Source organism: Streptomyces sp. NRRL F-5755, from assembly GCF_001279365.1.
In the GTDB taxonomy this organism is placed as follows: Bacteria; Actinomycetota; Actinomycetes; order Streptomycetales; family Streptomycetaceae; genus Streptomyces; species Streptomyces rimosus.
On sequence record NZ_LGCW01000003.1, the window covers coordinates 1 to 17868 of the forward strand.

Below are 17868 nucleotides of genomic sequence, written 5' to 3' on the forward strand. Positions count from 1 at the left end.
AGCCGTCGTCTTCCTGGAGAAGTCCGGCGTCGACCTGTCCGCCGCCCTCGACGTCCTCAACGGCGGGCTGGCCGGCTCGACCGTGCTGACCCGTAAGAAAGACAACTTCCTCACCCGCGACTTCACGCCCGGCTTCCGCATCGATCTGCACCACAAGGACATGGGCATCGTCACCGACGCCGCCCGCACGGTCGGCGCCGCCCTGCCCGTCGGCACCCTGGTCGCCTCCCTGATCGCGGCGCTGCGCGCCCAGGGCGACGGCGGCCTCGACCACTCCGCCCTCCTGCGCGGCGTCGAACGCCTCTCCGGCCACACCACCGGCTGAGTCCGGCCCGTACCGTACAAGGACCGCCCGAGCCACCGCCGCGCCCGCAACCCGCGACGGTGGCTCGGGCACACCTGTGGCCGGACCCCTACGGCTCGCGCCCCACGCCCGTCATGCCGGGTCCGGCCAGTCGTCGCCCGCAACACGGGCGTGCAAGTGCTCGTCGTGCCAGCCGTCGGCGTGCAACAGCGCGCTGCGCATGGTGCCTTCGAGCCGGAAGCCGGCCCTTTCCGCCACACGGCAGGACGCAGGGTTGGCGACGGAGTGCGAGATCCGCAGTCGGTGCAGGCCCAATTCGTCCATGGCCCACCGGCTGATCCGTACGGTCGCCGACACGGCCAGTCCGCGTCCGCGTCCGGCCGGCAGCAGCCAGTAGAGGAACTCGGCGCTGCCACCGCGGAGATCGATGTCCCCGATCCCGGCCAGCCCCACCGCCGCGCCGCCGCCCGCGCCCGCGACGGCCCAGATGGCGGCCTGTTCGTCGTGCCACCGCCGGTGCCAGTGGGCGATCTTGTCCCGGGCGCCGTCCGGCGAGATCCGCGCGGGCCGGTTCCAGTGGACGATGTCCGGGTCCTGGCACGCGGCGACCAGCACCTGCGCATCGGCGGGCCGCCACGGACGCAACTCGGCGTCCGTGGACAGCGCGAGGGTGGGCTGCTCACTGTCGCGCAGCCGGCCTGCGGGCACGACGGGAGGTATCGGGGAAGCCGTGGGGGAGGACGCGGGTGAAGTCATGGGTGGATCTTGCCAAGAGCCGTGTACGGGCGGTGTATGGGAAGGCCGCCGCGCCTCTTGCGCCAGCCGTGCCGCTCCGGCGCACTTCCGTATCACGAAGAGCGCTCCCTCATATGGGCGACAATTCAGGTAATGGACCAGTGATGGTGGTCAATATCGCTATGGTGGCGAAGTGTCTGGTTCGGCCCCATCGGCTGGACCGGCCTTCCGGGTCACCCCACGTTTCTCGATGTGCGGCGTCGGCCGCTCTCCCACCTGGCCGGCGCACGCCGTACCGCCGGGCACCGCGCATCCGGCGGTGTCCGGGTCGCGCGCTCCGACGACTGATGGAACCGGATCACGCCTGCCTGTGGGGCGTGAGGCCCCGCCGGGGCAGCACCGGGCCTCGCCAGATCGCAGGAGGTACAGGGTCCCTTGGCAGAACCAGCACCCGCCCCCACTTCGCACTTCAGGCTCTTCACCCCGACAGCGGTCCCGGCCGAGCCCTGGGCGGGCGCTCCCTGGACCGGTGTTTGCGTACTGGTCGCCGAGGCGGCGGCCGGTCCCCTGGCCGGAGAACTCGCGCGGGAACTGGCGCTGGCGGGCGCCCGGGTCCAGGCGCTCGACGTGGTGGAGCTGACCGGCCGCCGGACGGACGGGACGGCGCCGGTGCCGCGGCAGGCACGGGCCCTGACCGAGCCGACGGGGCCCCGCTGGCTGGTGTGGGTATCGGCACGCGGCGGAACCGGTCAGGCTCCGCTGAGCAGTTCCGACGGTGCACGCACGCTGGCCGAGCTGGCTTGTCTGCGGGCCCTGGTCAAGGAGTTGGCCGAGGGCTGGGAGCGATACGGTCCGGGCGGTCTGCTGCTGGTCACCGCGGCGGACGGCCGGTCCGGTGGCTCCCCGGCGGGGCTCGACCCGGCGGGCGGTGCTCTGGCGGGCTTCGCCCGGGCGCTCCGTGATGAGTATCCGTCGGTGGCCACCCTCCTCGTCGACGTCGGCCGGGGCCCGCACCGGTCGGCGGCCCGCCGTATCGCCCGCATGGGCCGCCCGGCCGGCGGTCGGCACGCCCTCGGCCTGAGCGCGGGCGGCTGCTGGACAACGCGGCTGACCGCCCTACCACTCACCGACCGCGATCAGGACGCTTCCACACCGGGGCTGTTGGACGCGCTGCGGGAACCGGGTGCCGCGATTCTCGTGTCCGGCGGCACGACCGGCATCGTCGGCGATGCGCTGTGCGCCGCGGCGGAGCGGCTGTCCGGTCCGCTGCCGGGAAAGCTGGTGCTGCTGGAGCGCGCACCACACGTATCCCAGCGCCGTCGGCATCGCCCGTCGCGCCCGCCCGCCGCCCGGTCGGCGCCGCCCCGGCTGCGCGGCATGGGCGTCACGGTGGACCACGAGGTGATCGACGTCTGTGACGTACGGGCCATGCGCGTCCTCGGCGAGCGGCTCGGCCTGCTCGGACTGACGGTCCGTACCGTCCTGCACGGCGCCGGGAGCGAGCACCCCCTCAAGCTCACCGAGAAGCCCGCCGACGCTTGGGAGAACACCGCTGCGGCGAGGATCGCGGGGTTCCACAATCTGCTGGACGCCGCCGGGGACGGACTCAGGCTGGCCGTCGTCTACGGCTCCGGCTCCGCGGGCCTGCCCGGCCGGACGGACTCCGCAGCCGGTGACGCATACCTTGCCACCGCCGTCGCCAGGCTCCGGGCGGGACGCCGGGACGTCACGGCACAGTGCGTCGCCTGGCCGGTCCGGGACCACCCTGGGACGGACGATCTTCCGTGCACGCAGCGGCTCGAAAGCACCGGACCGTGGTGCCTGGACCCGGACCAGGGCGCGCGCTGGGCCACGGCCATCACCGCGCAGGCGCGCACGCTCCCGGCCCACGTGCTGCTGCTGCCCGTTCCGCTCACGGGCCAGGCGGCTGCGGACTGCACGCCCGTCGAGGGAGGAGTCCCGTGGACACGGTGACCTGCCCGGGAGCGACGGCGCGGGCGGGATCACGTCTCGGGCGCGGCACCGGTACGCCACCGCGGGCCGGTCTTCACGGAGTACGGCCGCGGCCACCCGCGCTCCGGCTCCGGGCCGGTGAGCGACACCACCAGCCGACCGTCCCTGTGACCGGCCCCCGCCAGAGGAGTTGACGTGAGGAAACGTGTACTGATCACCGGAGGCGGCGGCTTCATCGGGCACAGTCTGATCCAGCGGCTGTCCCGACGGCGCGACTCCCTCGAACTGGTGGCGGCGGACACCGACAGCCCCCGCCTGCCCGCCGGCGCTCCGGCCATGACCGGGCACATCGCGGCGCTGCGCAGACGCCGCGTCGCGGACCTGGCGACGCTGGTGCCGCTCGATGTGCGGGACCCGGTGAGCGTCACCGACCTGATCCACGAGGTGGCCCCGTCGGTCGTGGTGCATCTCGCCGCGGTGTCCGTCGCGGAGGACGCGGCCCGCGAGCGGGCGCTCGGTGAGCAGGTGAACGTCACCGGTCTGCGCCACGTCCTCGACGCGCTGGCCGGCCGGCGGGCCCGGCTGGTCTTCGTCTCCTCCAGCTTCGTCTACGGGGACTTCGAGTCCTCGTCCGTGGACGAGAGCCATCCGCTGCGGCCCAGCGGGGCGTACGGCGTGGGGAAGTTCCGGGGCGAGGAGATGGTGCGCGCGGCGAGCGCCCTCGACGGGCAGAGCGCCGTGATCGTCCGGCCGTCCGCCGTCTACGGGCCGTACGACTCCAACGGCCGCATCGTGCAGAGGCTGCTGGAGCAGGCACGTACGGGTGTGCCGGGCACGCTGCGCGGGGCCGGAAGCGCGCTGGACTTCACCTACGTGGACGACCTCGCCGCCGGGCTCGATCTCGTCGCGTTCCATCCGCGGGCGCCCGGCCGCACGTTCAATCTCACCGCGGGCAGAGGCCGTACGCTGCGGGAGCTGGCGGACATTCTGCGTACCCACTTTCCCGGTTACACGGTGCACGAAGAGCCCGCCGATCCGAACAAGCCGAAGCGCGGCACCCTGGACATCGGCCACGCCCGACGTGTGCTCGGGTACCGGCCGTGCTTCGATCTGGAGTCCGGCATCGAGCGGTACGCCGACTTCTACCGTTCGCTCGACGCGCCTGCCGCGACGGAACCCCTGCCCGGCCCGCGCGTGGCGGGGGCGAACTCCGAGCCTTCGAGGTGACGGGCGGTGCTACGGGTACTGCACCTGATCACGTGTACGTCTCCCGCCCCGCGGACCGGGCCCGGCCCTGCCGACCAGGTTCTCCGACTGGCCCGGGCGCTGGCCGCCGCGGGCGTGTCGGGCGGGGTCGTCGCGGCGACGGCGGGGCGGCCCGAGGAGGATGCCCGCACCATGAGCCACCACCCCGGTGTGTCCGTCGTGGAATTCCCATGGGTTCCCCCAGAAGACCCCGCGCGCTGCCTCCCGGCACCGGCCGAACTGGCGGACGGACTGTCCGCAGGGCTGCGCGCGCTGCTCGGCAGGGTGGCCGGCTTCGATCTCGTACACGCCCACGACCCCGTATTCGCGCCGCAGTTGGCGGCCATGACCAGGTCGCTGACCGGCACGCCGTTCCTGACCTCCAGCCATCAATTCCCTACGGCCGGCGAGCCGGGCACCCTGACCCACCGGCTGCTGAGAGCGAACGACTACGGCGCCGCGCTCATCGTGCCGCACACGCAAGCACGAGACCAGCTGACCGCGGTGGCCTGCGCCACCCCTGTGCTCGTCGTCCCGCCGGGAATCGAAACGGCCGGTCCTCCGGAGGCGCCTCCCGGCGGGCGTACGGCTGACGAGGTGCTTTTCGCCGGCCCTCCGCAGGACACCGTGCACCTGCCCGCGTTGCTCACCGCCCTGTCCGAGCTCCGGCCCGGCATGCGGCTGCGGACCGTCGGAGCGGAGCCGCTGCCGGACCCCGTCATGCGGCGCGTCGCGCTCGTCGTGGCGGCGGGCAACGTGGCGGACCGTACGCGGGAATGGGTGCTGACCGCCGCCGCAAGCGGCCTCCCGGTGATCGCCGCCGACTGTGACGGCGCGGCCGACGCCCTGGGCCCCGGCTACCCCGGCCTGCTCCCGCTCCCGCTGGCGGAGACACCCGTACGGCGGGTCGTCGCCCTGGCCGAGCAGCTGTTGACAACGGGAGCCGCGGAGAAGGCGCTTGACGCGGCACGCGGACGGATCGTGGAGCGTTACGGATGGGGCGCGGTGGCCGACCGGCACCGCGAGATCTACGAGTCCGTGGCCCACGGGCGGTCACCGCGCGTGGACCCGGGCCCGTACGACCGTGTCCCGATGGCCCCGCCCGACGTCACGGACCGGGACGTACGCGCCGCCGGTACCGCTCTGCTCTCCGGACGGCTGACAGCGGGCCACGAAGTGGAGAGTTTCGAGCGGGAGTTCGCCGACTGGCACGGGGCGCGGCACGCGGTCACGGTCAATTCGGCGGCCTCCGCGCTGTTCGCCGTCCTGAGCTGCGCGGGCGTCCGCGGCGAGGTCCTGGTGCCGAGCTTCACCTGGGCGGCCACCGCGAACGCGGTGGTGGCGGCCGGAGCGGTGCCGGTCTGGGTGGACATCGACCCGGACACCCTGGGCATGAGCCCGCGAGCGGCTGCCGCCGCGATCGGGCCCCGTACCGAAGCCGTGCTGTGCGTGCACTACGCCGGTCACCCGTGCCGGGTGGCGGAACTGTCCGGGCTCTGCGAACGGCACGGTCTGCTGCTGGTGGAGGACTCCGCGGAAGCGGCGGGCGCGCGGCAGGGCGGCAGGCTCACGGGAACCTTCGGTACCGGCTGCTTCAGCTTCTATCCGACCAAGAACATGACCACCGGAGAGGGCGGCATGGTCCTCACCGACGACCCCGGGATCGCCTCCGCGGTCCGGACGCTGCGCGCGCACGGCATGCGGCCGGTGCCCGGCTCCCCGTACCCCTGGCGGAAGGAAGCCGTCGTCGCCGGCTTCAACTTCCGCATGCCGGAGCCGCTCGCCGCCGTCGGCCGCCGCCAGCTGGAGCGCCTGACCGGTATGAACGAGCGCAGACGCGCGGTCGCCGCCCTGCTGGACTCCGCGCTGGCGGACTTCGGTGACCGGCTGCGTCCGCACGGCGAACTGCCCGGCTTCCACCACGTGTACCAGATGTACGTGATCCGGCTGGCGGACCCGTCGATCAGGGACGGGCTGGTGGCGGGCCTGCGCGCGGCCGGTGTCGAGGCGTCGGTGCACTTCGATCCCCCCGTGCACCGGCACCGCTTCTACCGCGAACGGTTCCCGGCCGGACCGGCGGAGCTGCCGGTCACCGACGACCTGGCACGCCGTGTCGTGACCCTGCCCATGCACGCCCGCCTGACGGACCGGGCCGCCCTGCGGATCGCCTCGTCGCTCGGCCGGGCGCTCGAAACCGGAGTGACCCGATGACCCCGGCCCTCTACACGTCACCCGCGGGATTGTGGCACGCCGGGCGCTACCGGACGGCACGGGGCGAGATCGAGGTGCCCGCGCTCTGGGGGCGGCCGACGGACGTCGTGGCCCACCTCATGGACTGGGTCCACCAGCACGTACGGAAGGCGCTGCCCGACGAGCGGTGGATGCGGACCCGCTTCCTGAAACGCTCGGTGCCGGACATCCTCGCCGAAGGCACGACCTACTGCCTGAGGCCGTGCGCGGAACGGACCCTCGTCGCCGCCACCCTGCTCTCGCTGCACGGATTCCGCCACCGCATCGTGACCCACGAACGCCGGCTCGCCGGTCTCGGCCCGCCGAGCGGCCACCTGGCCATCGAGTTCGACACCGAGCACGGGCCATACTGGTTCGACTTCGGCACCTGGGAATCGAAGTTCTTCGCGGGCACGTACACCTTCCGCCAGGAGATCGGACGCACGACGGCGGTCGAACGGGTCCGGTCGCCGTTCGGACAGGACACGCTGCACACCGCGTTCTGCGATCTCATGCCCCTGCTGCCCTCCCAGGTGACCGCCGCCGACCTGGAGCAAGGCAAGGAGTGGTTCATCCGCAAGGAACTGCCGCACGCCCGCCCGAGGCATCTGTCCGACCGCGTCGTCTTCAGCAAGGAGGCCAGCCGCTACACCCCGCGCTGGCAGCGGCTCGGCCTTCCCGAGCCCGACGGCCCGGCCTCCGACGGGACGGGGTGGACCTCATGACGCCACCGGCCCACGGCGGCCCGGAGGCCGTCATCACCCTCCGCCACGTGACACACCACTACCCCGGACTCGTGCGGCCCGCGCTGGACCGCGTCTCCCTGACCGTCGCCCCCGGGGAGCTGTGCGGCATCCTCGGCCGCAACGGAGCCGGCAAGACCACTCTCGTACGCACCATGGTGGGGGCCCTGCGCCCGGCGCACGGCGAAGCCAGGCTCTACGGGGCTCCGGCGGCCGCGGCCGGGGCGGCCCGGTCGTCCACCGGCTACCTCGCCCAGGACGCCACGCCCATGTGCCTGCTCACCCCCGCCGAGGCGGTACGGCTGACCGCACGGCTGCGCGGACTGCCGAGGGCCGCGGCGCGCGACGAACGGGACGCGCTCATCGACTGGTGGGGGCTCGGCGCCTTCGCCCGCCGGCGGCTGAACCACCTGTCCGGGGGCCAGCGGCAGCTCGCCCTGATCGCGATGGCCTGCGCGGGCGCGGTGTCCCTGGTGATTCTGGACGAGCCGACCGCCGGCCTGGACCCGGGCCGCCGCGCCGAGGTCTGGAGCAGGCTCGGCGAACTCAACCGGAGCCTCGGGCGCACGATCGTCCTGGTGACCCACGACCCCCTGGAGGCGGAACGGGTCCTGGGCAAGGTCGTCATCCTGGTCGCGGGCCGGGTCGCCGCGGCCGGCCGCCCGGCCGAACTGAAACGCCGGCTCGGCAGCGCGCTGCGTGTCGAGGTGGTCGGTGACGGCGCCCTGGGGCCGGATCTGCCGCCGGAGTACGCGTGGGACCGGGCCGGGGCCGGCCTGTGGCGCACCCTCGCCGAACCGGAGGCCGTCACGGGGCTGTTCAAGCGGATGGGGGACAACGACCGCATCGCCGACATCCGGGTACGTTCCGCGAATCTGGAGGATCTGTACTTCCACCATGCCGAACACCACTGAAACCGCCGATACGGCCGGTGTCCTGCCCGTCATGCAGCCGCCGGACGCCCGGTCCCGGCCCGGCATCCTCACCGAACTCGGCCAGCTGATCAGCCTGCAAATCCTCAACTGGCGATGGACCTGGCGCACCTTCCTGGTCCTCGGCACGATCCTGCCGGTCCTCTACGGACTGATGCTGGGCACCGCGCTGCGCCATGCGACCCCCGGCGCGGTCAGCCACGCCCTGATCGGGGCGGTGCTGCTGTCCGCCTCCGTGGACTCCATGGGCAAGACGTCCGCCCACTTCGTCAACCTGCGGCAGACCGGCGGTCTCGATCATCTGCTGCGACTGCCCATCCGGCCCGCGCTGCTGATCGTCTCGACCGGCGCGGCCTTCTGCGCGTTCGCGCTGCCCGGCATCATGGCCACCATCGTGCTCGACGCCTGGCTGCTCGACGTCGAACTGGCCGTCTCGCCGCTCGCCGTCCTGGTCGTCCCGGTCGCGGTCTTCGCCTACGTCGGCGTCGGCGCGCTCATCGGCGGCCTCACCCCCACACCCGAACTGGCCTCGCCGCTCAGCCTGCTGGTCTCCCTCACCTCGCTGGGGGCCGGGGCGGTCGTCCTGCCCGCCCCGCTCCTCCCGCCGGCCCTGCGAGCCGTCGGCGACTTCAATCCCGCGACCTATATCGCCGACGCCCTGCGCGGGGTCCTGCTGCCGGGCGACCACCCGCACCTCGCGATCGGCGTTCTGATCACCTGCGTCTTCACCGCGACGGCGGTCGTGTCCGCCGGCGCCTGGGTCCGCCGGTGGGCGGCCTGAGCCGGACGGCCGCACGGCCGTCCACGACCAGCCGGAGGCAACCGTGCATCTGCTCGTCATGGGAAAGTCCGCCTACAGCCGGGTGATCGACGGGACCCCGGTGCCCATCACGATCGCCGGGCACACCGCCCAGTTCACGCGGCCGCTCATCTCGTACGCGCTCGCCCGCGGCATGGCGGTGTCCTACGCCTATCCGCTGCGCCCCTCGGGGTGCCTGATGCTCGATCCGCGCGACGCGGTGCCCGACGGGGTGGTGGAGGTCCCGTTCAACGACCTGTCCGCGCAGAAGGCGCCCCTGCACATCGGCTGGCTCTCGGTGGAGGCGTCCCTGCGCCAGGCCGTGGAACGGCAGGGCGGCATCGACTGGGTCTTCCTCCCCTACGCGTTCCCGCTCGCACCGCTGCTGGCCGGGCTGAAGGAGAAGTACGGTTACCGGCTCGCCCTCTTCCTGCGCGGCGGCGACGGCTACCAGTGGCCGGACCCGCGATGGGTCGCCGAAACCCTCGGCGACGCCGGTCACGCGCACCAGGTGTGCGGCCTGTACAAGGAATCGCTGGCGGCGGCGGACTTCGTCGGCGTGGCCTCGAAGTGGCTCGGCGACGTCGTGGCGGGACACGGGGTGCGCTGGCACGCCGTGGTGGAATCGCCCGCCGCGATGTGGCTGGGCACCGGGCCGGAGCCGCCCTGGGACAGGGCCCGGTTCAGCGCCGATCCGGGCGTGACCCGCAGGATCGGGGATCTGGACGCGTCGAAGAAGTGGGTGCTGTCGGCCGGGCGGATCCACCCGGACAAGCACCTGGACCTGGCGGCCGACATCTTCGCCTCGGCCGGACTGGACGGCTGGCAACTCGTCCTCTCCGGGGTGGGCACCGGCCTCGACGGCCTCGCGACCGGCGCCCTGGCGGAACTCGTGGCGAAGGGATCGGCATGCGTGCTGGAGGTGCCGCCGCGCATCGTGCACGCCCTCTTCCAGGTCTCCGACGCCTATCTCCAGACATCGCTGCCCTCGGCGACCTTCGTCGACGCACGCCCGTCGTCGGTGACCTCGGCGGCCTTCCACGGCAAGCCCGTCGTCCTGCCCATCGCGGCCGCCGGGGGCGTGTCCGAGAGCGTGGCGCCGGAGAACCTGCGGGAGTTCGGCTTCGACGTACGGGGCCTGGACCCCACCGGCCCGGACGGCCGCGCCGAGACGGTACGCCGCGGCGCCGCCGCGCTCCGCGGCCTGGAGGACGCCGACCTGGCCGCCCGGGCCGGCGCCGCGAACGCGCGGCACGCGAGCGGTTCCTCGGTCGACGCGGTGTTCGACCGGGTATGGGCCCGGCTCGGGGAGCGCTGAGCGGAGCCGGGCCGGCGCCCTACGGCTGCGGGGTGGCCGGCCGCCCCAGCACCCGCAGGCCCCGCAGCCGGTTCAGGGCCGCGGCGACCTCGTGGCGGCGGGGCAGCGCGAAGTCCTCGTCGCGGACGGCGAGGAGGCGGTGCGCGCCGTCCGCCAGGTCGCCGTCGAGCAGGTCGAGCGCCTCGGCCAGCGTGCGCCCGCCGTCCACGTACCCGCGCCGCACCATCAGTTCCAGGGCCAGGCCGATGCCCACCACCTGGCGCGCGTCCGCGATCTGCTCGACGGCCCGCAGGTCGACGTCGTGCTCGCCGAAGGTCAGCGCGTCGTCGCCGCGGGCGCGGATACGGGAGCGGCCGCGTACCGACGTGTCGAGCGAGCCGGGGTCCGGGCGGCGGTGCGCGACGCCGGGGAAGGACTCCGCCTCCGCGGTCCGGCCGGTCGGCACCGCCGCCAACTGCCGTGCCCGCGCGGTGACATCGGACGGCAGGTACGCGTCCATCATGAGCACCTGGTCCGCGACCTCCATGTAGTCGCCGGAGCCGCCCATCACCAGCACGGTGGAGACGCCGTGGTCCCGGTGCAGCGAGCGCACCAGGTCCACGAACGGCGTCAGCGGCTCCCGCTCCTTGGCCACCAGCGCCTGCATCCGCGCGTCGCGGATCATGAGGTTGGTGGCCGCGGTGTCCTCGTCGATGAGCAGCACCCGGGCGCCCGCCTCGACGGCCTCGCACAGGGAGGCGGCCTGCGAGGTGGATCCGGAGGCGTTGTCCGTACGGAAGTCGGTGGTGTCCGCGCCGCTCGGCAGGTGGTCGACGAAGGCGTGCACGTCCACCCGCTCGACCCGCCGGCCGTCCTCGGAACGGATCTTGACGGTGTCGGGCCGGGCCACCACCAGCTCACGGCCGTCGCCCGGCACGTGGTCCCAGATGCCGGTCTCCAGGGCGCGCAGCAGCGTCGACTTGCCGTGGAAGCCGCCGCCGACGATCAGGGTGACGCCCTCGCGGACGCCCATGCCGGTGACCGTCCCGGCGTGCGGCAGGTCGACCGAGACCCGCAGCTCCTCGGGCGAGGCGAAGGGGACGACCCCGCCGCCGGCCGCCGGGCGGTCGTCCACGCCGCTGCGCCGCGGCAGCACCGCACCGTCCGCGACGAACGCCACCAGGCCGAGGCCGGGCAGCGCGGCCCGCAGCGCGTCCGAGTCCTCGACGGCGTCCGCGAAAGCGCGTACGTCATCGGCGTCCAGCGCCGTGTAGCGCAGCGCGCGCTCGACGACCTTCGGCAGCAGGCCGCACAGAACGTGCTCCGCCGCGTGCCCGTCGATGCGGCGGCCGTGCCCCGGCAGGTCCACGCCCAGCCGCAGCGTCACCGCGCCGTCCCGCGCGTCCACCAGGCACGAGCTGCGCTCCAGCACCTCCTGGCCACCCGCGTCCACACGCAGCGACCGGTGGTCCGCCGCCTCGGCGGCCCGCCGGGCCAGGTAGCTCGCCAGCGCCCGCCGCCGCACCGGCGACTCCCACAGGTCCGCCGGGAAGCCCGCCTCCTCGGCCGGTACGCGCAGGGCGACCCGCGCGGGCGGTGCGTACGGGTCGGACTGCCCGCGGATCACCTCCAGGGTGAAGCCGGGCATGGCCCAGGAGCCGAGGAGGGACTTGTACCTGCCGTACGAGGCACCGTCCATCCGGCGCAGCTCCCCGGCCAGGCCGTCACGGATGCCCTGCGGGCGTCCGGCCGGGCGCCGGTCGGAGGAACGGCCGTGGCCGCGGTCCCGCCCGTATTCGTGGCCTCGGCCGTATTCGCGGCCTCGGTCGTGGTCACGGCCTTGAGGGCGTCGCACAGCGCCTGCACCTTTCGCGTCGCGTCATCCGGTCACCGGCTGGATCACCGGCCCGACGGCCGACGATACCCAGACGGGCGCCGTGGCGTCGCACGCCGGTCCGGTGCCGTGGCGCGGGCGGGGCCCGGGAGCGGCCCCGCCCGTTCCGTACCTGGTCCCGGCCCCGTCCCCGTCAGTACACGGAGAACGGGAACAGCCGCCGGGCCTCGTCCCCCCGCGCGTCCCGGCCGCCATCCGTACGCGCCGGCTGTACGCCGACCAGGGTGGCTTCGCCGCACGCGCAGATCACGGACGTGGCGATCCGCAGCCGGCCGGAGCAGTCGACGACCGGAGTGGTGAAGACGCGCGGCTCCGGCGCGCCGCACCGCCGGCACGGCGCCGCCCCCGGCGATCCGCTCACCGCCCCCACCTCGCTCCGCCCGCAGCGGCGGCCGGCGTCAGCGCCGACGCCGCGAGCAGAACCCAGAGGGCGTCCTGCGAGAGGGGGAATCCGGTGGGGGCGGGCGTCACCAGCGTGACGCCCACGATGAGCACCGCCAGGAAGGCGGTCCCCGTACAGCGAAGGGCTATCCTGCAATTGACGAACATGAGGTCTCCTTGTGCGTGACGTACACGGGGTCTCCTGATTCCGGCAGAAGGCCGTTCCCTGCTTCCCGCCAGAAGCTCCAGGGAGCGGCCTCTGTGTTGCGCTGCGGCGGTAGGGGACGCTTCCGCCTCCCGCCCGGTCGAGGTCATCGGTCAGGTCACATGGCGCGCTCCTTTCCTCCCGTCGGATGCCGTGCGCGGTGGCGCGGCCCGTAACGGCAGTCTCGGCCCCGCGCTCACCTGCGCCCATGCCTGAGCGACGGGCGGCGGAATACATGAGCACCAGGACGGCGCGCACGGACACTGGCGAACACCCGTGACACGGGCGGACAATGACGGACAGGCGCGGAACATCTGTGTCACCCCATCCGTGCCACCGCCGCCACCGCGCATCCGGGGGGAAGATCCATTGACCGGCCGGTCCCCGTCCTCGCCCGCACCCCAGCCCGTACCGGAACCCGTGGCGGCCTTCGCCGAGCAGCTGCGCGAACTGCGCCTGCGGTGCTTCGAGCCCACGGAGGCGCGCCTCGCCCTCCAGATGAAGTGCGGACGCAGCTCGGTGTCCGCGATGCTCAACGGCCGCCGCTTCCCCAGCTGGGAGCTGACCTGCGCCTTCGTGACCGCGTGCGGGGAGGAGCCGGGGGACTGGCTGGACCGGTGGCGGGACGCGAAGCGCCGCCTGGACGCGCTGCGCAGGGACCCGGCCGGAGGCGTAGCGCCGGCGCGCCCGGCAGCGCTGCCGGACGTCGGCGGCGACGCGCTGCTCGCCGCGACCTGGTACCGCAGCAACCCCGAGTTCTACTCCGCCGCGGCGCGCAGCGTCCGTTCGGCGCGCTCGGAGATCCGGGTCACGTACACCCGCCGCTACCCGCCCGACCAGTACACGACCAAGGCGTCCGCCGACTACTTCGCGGACATCCTGGCCTGGGCCCGCGAGGACACCGAGGACCAGCGCAGCGTCCGCCGCATCATCGGCATCCCGGAGACCGGCGGCGTGCCCGACAAGGACGTCCTCGCCTGGGCCCGGCGGCACCGCGACGAGACCGACGACATCCTCAACTACGAGGCCAGTGTGCTGCGGTGGACGGCCGCTGCGGACGGTTTGAACATGGCCCTGATCGACGACAGCGTCGTCTTCCTCGCCTTCTCCGGCGGCTCCCGCCAGAAGCTGAACGGCTTCAGCGTCCAGGACCGCACCTACATGTCCTACTTCGCCGCCTACTTCGAACAGCTGTGGACCCCGCTCCAGCCGCTGGGCGCCTATCTGGACGCGACGGCCGGGGGGTGACAGCGGGCGCTCAGCCGTCGTAGTGCTGAACGCGGTTGCCGTGGCCGCGGTCGAGCAGAGCGGGCAGCCGGCCGCGGATCTCCGCGGTGATCGCGGGCACGTCGAGGGTGAGCAGGCGGCGGTCGCGCATGAGGACGCGGCCGTCCACGACGGTGGTGCGGACATCGCCGGAGCGGACGCTGTGCACCAGGGCGGTGGCCAGGTCGTGCACCGGCTGGATGTGCGGCGCGGTCAGGTCCACCAGCACGATGTCCGCCCGGTGCCCCGGCGCGAGCCGCCCCACCTGCCCGTCCAGGCCGAGTGCGCGGGCGCTCTGCGTCGTCGCGTGATCGAGTGCCTGACGGGCGGTCAGCCACCGCGGGTCCCGTTCCGCCGCCTTCTGCACCAGAGCCGTGAGGGTCATGCTCTCCCAGACGTCCAGGGTGTTGTTCGACGCGGCGCCGTCCGTCGCCAGGCCGACCGGGACGCCGACCGAGCGCAGCAGCCGTACGGGCGTCGTGTCCCACGCGAACTTCAGGTAGCCCCTGGGGGCGGTGGCCACGCCGACACGTGCGGTGGCGCTGCCGAGCACCGGGAGATCCCGCTCCAGGATGCCGGTGCCGTGGGCGATCAGAACGTCCACGTCCAGCAGACCGGCGCGGTGCAGCGTCTCGATCGGGGTGCGGCCGTGGCGGGCGAGGCTGTGCTCGGTCTGTTCGCGGTTCTCGGCGGCGTGGAGATGGACGGGCAGGCCGTGGTCGCGGGCGAGCCCGGCGGTCGCGCGCAGGTCGGCGTCGGAGACGGTGTACGGCGCGTGCGGCGCGAGCGAGGTGGTGATCCGGCCGCCGGCCCCGCCGCGGCGGCGCAGCGCGAAGTCCAGCGAGCGTTCGCGGCCCGCCGGGCCCATCGAGGAGAAGTACGCCCACCCGAGGTTCGCCCGCAGCCCGCTCACCTCCACGGCGTGCGCCAGCTCGTCCATCGCGAAGTAGTGGTCGGCGAACGTGGTGACACCGCGGCTGATCATCTCGGCGCAGGCGAGCAGCGCGCCGAGCCGTACGTCGTGGTCGGTGAGGTTGGTCTCGGCCGGCCAGATCCGCTCGTTGAACCACTCCTCGGTGGGCAGGTCCTCGGCGCTCCCCCGGAAGAGCACCATCGGCGCGTGGGTATGGCAGTTGATCAGGCCGGGCAGCACGGCCTGGCCGCGGGCATCGAGGCGTTCGGCGGCGGGCAGGTCCGCCACCGCAGCGGCCGTGGTGACCGCGTCGATCCGGCCGCTCCGTACGACGATCGCGGCGTCCTCGGCGAAGCCGATGCCGTCCTGGTCGTCGTGGACGAGGACGGTGCCGCCCGCGATCACCAGGTCGGCGGCGTCGGGGCGGGAGGGGGTCTGCGGGGTGCGGTCGGGCACGGTGGCTCCCTGGGGTGGGACGGTGTGCCACGACGATGGCACGGGAGGGGCGCGGGTGGGGGAGGGGCGGGGCAACCGGCCGTCCGGTCGCCCGGACCCACGCCTGCCGCGCCCCTCGGCGCCCCCGGCGCCTACCGCGCGTCGGCCGGTGCCAGTACGTCGTCCGCGAACCGCGGAACCTCCGCGTTCTCGTTCTGCCCGCCGTTCTTCTCGCGGATCCACTTGCCGGCCAGGGCGGGAATCCACGCCGAGAACTCGCTCTGCGTCAGGTCGCCCGGCACCTCGCCGCCCAGCTTGTTGATGTCCGCGGCGGGCAGGCCGCCGGGCGCGTCGAGGCGCTCGGACGGGGCGTCCTTCATCGTCGCGTCCCAGACCTGGAGGGCGAAGGTGGTGCAGTTGCGCGCGGACGTGCCCGCCCAGCCACCGGTGAAGACGAAATTCCAGCTCGGCAGGAGCGTGTACTTCTCGTTGATTTCCGCCCGCCGCCGGATTTCCTGGCCGAATGCCTTCTGCTGGGTGCCGGTCAGCTTCTTGCAGCGCGCGGCGCGCGGCGCATACGCCTGGCCCTGGTCCTGCTTGCGGCTCGGCCGGTCCCATTCGACCAGGGGCTTGCCCGGGACGTTGATGTCGTAGCCGGTGTAATTGACGGACATGCCGTCGACCGGAGAACCGTCGCCGTTGGTGCCGTCCGGGTCGTTGGGCTGGAACGAATAGGTGTCGTAGCGGGCCTCTTCGCCTCCGTCGAGTTTCCGGTGCAGTGCGCCGCCGGAGTTGAAGTGCACGAGCCAGCTGTGACCGAACACGTGCTGGCTCACGTTCAGTTCGTACAGCAGCTTGTTCATCTGCTCGGCGTAGGACAGCTTCCCGTACTCGCGCTGGAAGTCCTCGCTCTTCCACAGCGCGTGGGCCCGCTTGGCGACGTCCCACACGTAACCGCCGGTGGTGCGGTCGGTGATCTCGGTGCTGTAGATGCACAGCACATTGTCCAGGGCGCGGGCACCGGACGGCGGCGGACCGCCTGCGGCCTGGGCGGCGGGTGCCTGGAGCAGCCCCGCGAACAGGGCCGTCGCGGCGGCCGAGGCGAGCACGGCGGGCTTGCGTAATGTCATGACGTGCGGAGATTTCCCTTCGGTCGGCCGGCGGCCAGGACGCGCCGCCGGCCCGGCGTATCAAGATCATTTCGCCGTACGGTCCCGTGCACCATGGGCGGAAAGTCCTGACGGGACGGGACTTTCGCCCCCTGGCCGCGGTGGGGACCCACGGGGACGCGTGATCAACTGGACCGGTCCGGGCGCGAGGCGGACCTCCGGCCGGCACCACCGTTCACGACGTTCGACCCGGGAGAGTGGTCCGCGATGAGCAGCATCAGTTACGAGGACGTGCGGGCGGCGGCCGGCCGGATCGCCGGGGACGTGCGCCCGGTGACCGTCGCACCGGTCGACCCCGGCACCTTCGGGCCCGCCGAAGGCTGGCTCGCCTACGAGTTCACCCAGCACACCGGCTCCTTCAAGGCCCGCGGCGCGGCGAATTTCATCGCGGCGCACCGCGCGGCCGGCACCCTGCCCGAGGCCGGCGTGGTCATCGCCTCCGGGGGCAACGCCGGACTGGCCTGCGCCTGGGCCGCGGCCCGGCACGGGATCAGGGCGACCGTGTTCGTGCCGGAGACCGCGCCGCCGGTCAAGGTCGCCAAGCTGCGGCGGCTCGGCGCCGACGTACGCCAGGCGGGCACCGAATACGCCGCCGCCCTGGAGGCGTCCCGCGAACACATCGCGCGGACCGGGGCGCTGGAGTCGCACGCGTACGACCACCCGCTGATCGCGGCCGGCGCCGGCACCCTGCTGGAGGAGATCCGCGCCGCGCTGCCCGGCCTGGACACGGTGGTGGTCGCGGTGGGCGGCGGTGGCCTGTTCAGCGGGGTCGCGGCGGCCGCCCACCACCACGGCGTACGGGTCGTGGCCGTCGAACCGGAGCACTGCCGGGCGCTGAACGCGGCGATCGAGGCCGGCCGGGTGGTCGACGTGCCGGTGCGATCCGTCGCCGCCGACTCGCTGGGCGCCCGCCGCGTCACGCACATGGCCCTGGACTGGGCCCGGCGCGCCGAGGCGGTCTCGCTGCTCGTACCGGACGAAGCGATCCTCGACGCGCGCCGTGCGCTGTGGGACGACCGCAGACTGGCGGTCGAGCACGGCACGGCGGCCGCCTACGCCGCGCTCCGCTCGGGCGCGTACCGGCCCGCGCCGGGGGAGCGGGTGTGCGTCGTCGTGTGCGGCGCGAACACCGACCCGTCGGACCTGATACGCCCCGGAGAGTGACCCCGGCAGCATGCTTTGGCGCACATATTCGACGTACGCGTGACCGCCGGACCGGGTGCCGGTCCGCGGTCCGGCGCCCGGCGCCGCCCCGCGCGCCCCCGGAATTTTGCCGGTGAGCTGCGCGTGGACGGCCGTCCGGGCGGCCCGCGTACCGTGCGCCGCCCCCGTCTCCGCACACCTGTGCAAAGAGATTTGCCGACGAAC

16 protein-coding genes are annotated in these 17868 nt (G+C 73.6%); 10 read left to right on the forward strand and 6 right to left on the reverse strand.

Annotated elements, in window-relative coordinates; genetic code table 11:
- Positions 1 to 325: NAD-binding protein (locus tag ADK86_RS00920; RefSeq protein ID WP_159393740.1), on the forward strand; the 325-nt coding region annotated here is incomplete at its 5' end.
- Positions 326 to 436: 111 nt separating this feature from the next.
- Here ADK86_RS00920 and ADK86_RS00925 read toward each other — a convergent pair.
- On the reverse strand, positions 437 to 1060 hold the full coding sequence (locus tag ADK86_RS00925) for a GNAT family N-acetyltransferase (RefSeq protein ID WP_053694788.1): 624 nt from the start codon (positions 1058 to 1060) through the stop codon (positions 437 to 439).
- 414 nt (positions 1061 to 1474) lie between these two features.
- Here ADK86_RS00925 and ADK86_RS42900 point away from each other — a divergent pair, with 414 nt between their 5' ends.
- The 7 genes from ADK86_RS42900 to ADK86_RS00960 all read left to right on the forward strand — a co-directional run bounded on the left by ADK86_RS42900 (position 1475) and on the right by ADK86_RS00960 (position 10258).
- Positions 1475 to 3013, forward strand: a complete 1539-nt coding sequence (locus ADK86_RS42900; protein ID WP_053694789.1) for a KR domain-containing protein — start codon at positions 1475 to 1477, stop codon at positions 3011 to 3013.
- 174 nt (positions 3014 to 3187) lie between these two features.
- Positions 3188 to 4219 (forward strand): NAD-dependent epimerase/dehydratase family protein, encoded by a 1032-nt coding sequence (locus tag ADK86_RS00935; RefSeq protein WP_053694790.1) that lies wholly within the window; start codon positions 3188 to 3190, stop codon positions 4217 to 4219.
- 6 nt (positions 4220 to 4225) lie between these two features.
- The gene (locus ADK86_RS40320) at positions 4226 to 6448 is read left to right on the forward strand and encodes a DegT/DnrJ/EryC1/StrS family aminotransferase (RefSeq protein WP_053694791.1); all 2223 of its coding nucleotides are present in this window, start codon (positions 4226 to 4228) and stop codon (positions 6446 to 6448) included.
- Entirely contained in the window at positions 6445 to 7191 is a 747-nt protein-coding gene (locus tag ADK86_RS00945; protein ID WP_053694792.1) for a hypothetical protein, read from the forward strand. The genes ADK86_RS40320 and ADK86_RS00945 overlap by 4 nt, the downstream gene beginning before the upstream one ends.
- Complete coding sequence (locus tag ADK86_RS00950) at positions 7188 to 8123, forward strand: ABC transporter ATP-binding protein (RefSeq protein ID WP_159393741.1); 936 nt, start codon at positions 7188 to 7190, stop codon at positions 8121 to 8123. Before ADK86_RS00945 ends, ADK86_RS00950 begins: the two co-directional genes overlap by 4 nt.
- Complete coding sequence (locus ADK86_RS00955; RefSeq protein ID WP_053694794.1) at positions 8107 to 8922, forward strand: ABC transporter permease; 816 nt, start codon at positions 8107 to 8109, stop codon at positions 8920 to 8922. Before ADK86_RS00950 ends, ADK86_RS00955 begins: the two co-directional genes overlap by 17 nt.
- 43 nt (positions 8923 to 8965) lie before the next feature.
- Positions 8966 to 10258 carry a glycosyltransferase gene (locus tag ADK86_RS00960; RefSeq protein WP_053694795.1) on the forward strand — a complete coding sequence of 431 codons (1293 nt, stop codon included), beginning with the start codon at positions 8966 to 8968 and terminating at the stop codon, positions 10256 to 10258.
- A 19-nt stretch (positions 10259 to 10277) separates the two neighbouring features.
- Here ADK86_RS00960 and ADK86_RS00965 read toward each other — a convergent pair whose 3' ends face one another.
- From ADK86_RS00965 to ADK86_RS00975, 3 genes are all read right to left on the reverse strand, one after another.
- Positions 10278 to 12092 carry an ABC-ATPase domain-containing protein gene (locus ADK86_RS00965; protein ID WP_078951673.1) on the reverse strand — a complete coding sequence of 605 codons (1815 nt, stop codon included), beginning with the start codon at positions 12090 to 12092 and terminating at the stop codon, positions 10278 to 10280.
- Between the two features lie 172 nt (positions 12093 to 12264).
- Positions 12265 to 12492 carry a hypothetical protein gene (locus tag ADK86_RS00970; RefSeq protein WP_159393742.1) on the reverse strand — a complete coding sequence of 76 codons (228 nt, stop codon included), beginning with the start codon at positions 12490 to 12492 and terminating at the stop codon, positions 12265 to 12267.
- Positions 12489 to 12680, reverse strand: coding sequence for a hypothetical protein (locus ADK86_RS00975; protein ID WP_053694797.1), 192 nt, complete (start codon positions 12678 to 12680; stop codon positions 12489 to 12491). Before ADK86_RS00975 ends, ADK86_RS00970 begins: the two co-directional genes overlap by 4 nt.
- Positions 12681 to 13086: 406 nt before the next feature.
- Here ADK86_RS00975 and ADK86_RS00980 point away from each other — a divergent pair, with 406 nt between their 5' ends.
- Positions 13087 to 13965, forward strand: a complete 879-nt coding sequence (locus tag ADK86_RS00980) for a helix-turn-helix domain-containing protein (protein WP_159393743.1) — start codon at positions 13087 to 13089, stop codon at positions 13963 to 13965.
- A 10-nt stretch (positions 13966 to 13975) separates the two neighbouring features.
- Here the strand turns inward: ADK86_RS00980 and ADK86_RS00985 are convergent, their stop codons facing one another.
- Positions 13976 to 15352, reverse strand: coding sequence for an amidohydrolase (locus ADK86_RS00985; RefSeq protein ID WP_053694799.1), 1377 nt, complete (start codon positions 15350 to 15352; stop codon positions 13976 to 13978).
- A gap of 131 nt (positions 15353 to 15483) precedes the next feature.
- Complete coding sequence (locus tag ADK86_RS44090; protein WP_234345622.1) at positions 15484 to 16461, reverse strand: hypothetical protein; 978 nt, start codon at positions 16459 to 16461, stop codon at positions 15484 to 15486.
- A 246-nt stretch (positions 16462 to 16707) separates the two neighbouring features.
- Here ADK86_RS44090 and ADK86_RS00995 point away from each other — a divergent pair, with 246 nt between their 5' ends.
- Entirely contained in the window at positions 16708 to 17664 is a 957-nt protein-coding gene (locus ADK86_RS00995; RefSeq protein ID WP_053694801.1) for a threonine/serine dehydratase, read from the forward strand.
- Positions 17665 to 17868: the final 204 nt, after the last annotated feature.

What these genes read in the sequence shown, in the direction of transcription:
- ADK86_RS00925 (WP_053694788.1), bottom strand. Translation starts at nt 1,060, where the DNA reads ATGACTTCACCCGCGTCCTCCCCCACGGCTTCCCCGATACCTCCCGTC.
- ADK86_RS00945 (WP_053694792.1), top strand. Translation starts at nt 6,445, where the DNA reads ATGACCCCGGCCCTCTACACGTCACCCGCGGGATTGTGGCACGCCGGG.
- ADK86_RS00950 (WP_159393741.1), top strand. Translation starts at nt 7,188, where the DNA reads ATGACGCCACCGGCCCACGGCGGCCCGGAGGCCGTCATCACCCTCCGC.
- ADK86_RS00955 (WP_053694794.1), top strand. Translation starts at nt 8,107, where the DNA reads ATGCCGAACACCACTGAAACCGCCGATACGGCCGGTGTCCTGCCCGTC.
- ADK86_RS00975 (WP_053694797.1), bottom strand. Translation starts at nt 12,680, where the DNA reads ATGTTCGTCAATTGCAGGATAGCCCTTCGCTGTACGGGGACCGCCTTC.
- ADK86_RS44090 (WP_234345622.1), bottom strand. Translation starts at nt 16,461, where the DNA reads ATGACATTACGCAAGCCCGCCGTGCTCGCCTCGGCCGCCGCGACGGCC.
- ADK86_RS00995 (WP_053694801.1), top strand. Translation starts at nt 16,708, where the DNA reads ATGAGCAGCATCAGTTACGAGGACGTGCGGGCGGCGGCCGGCCGGATC.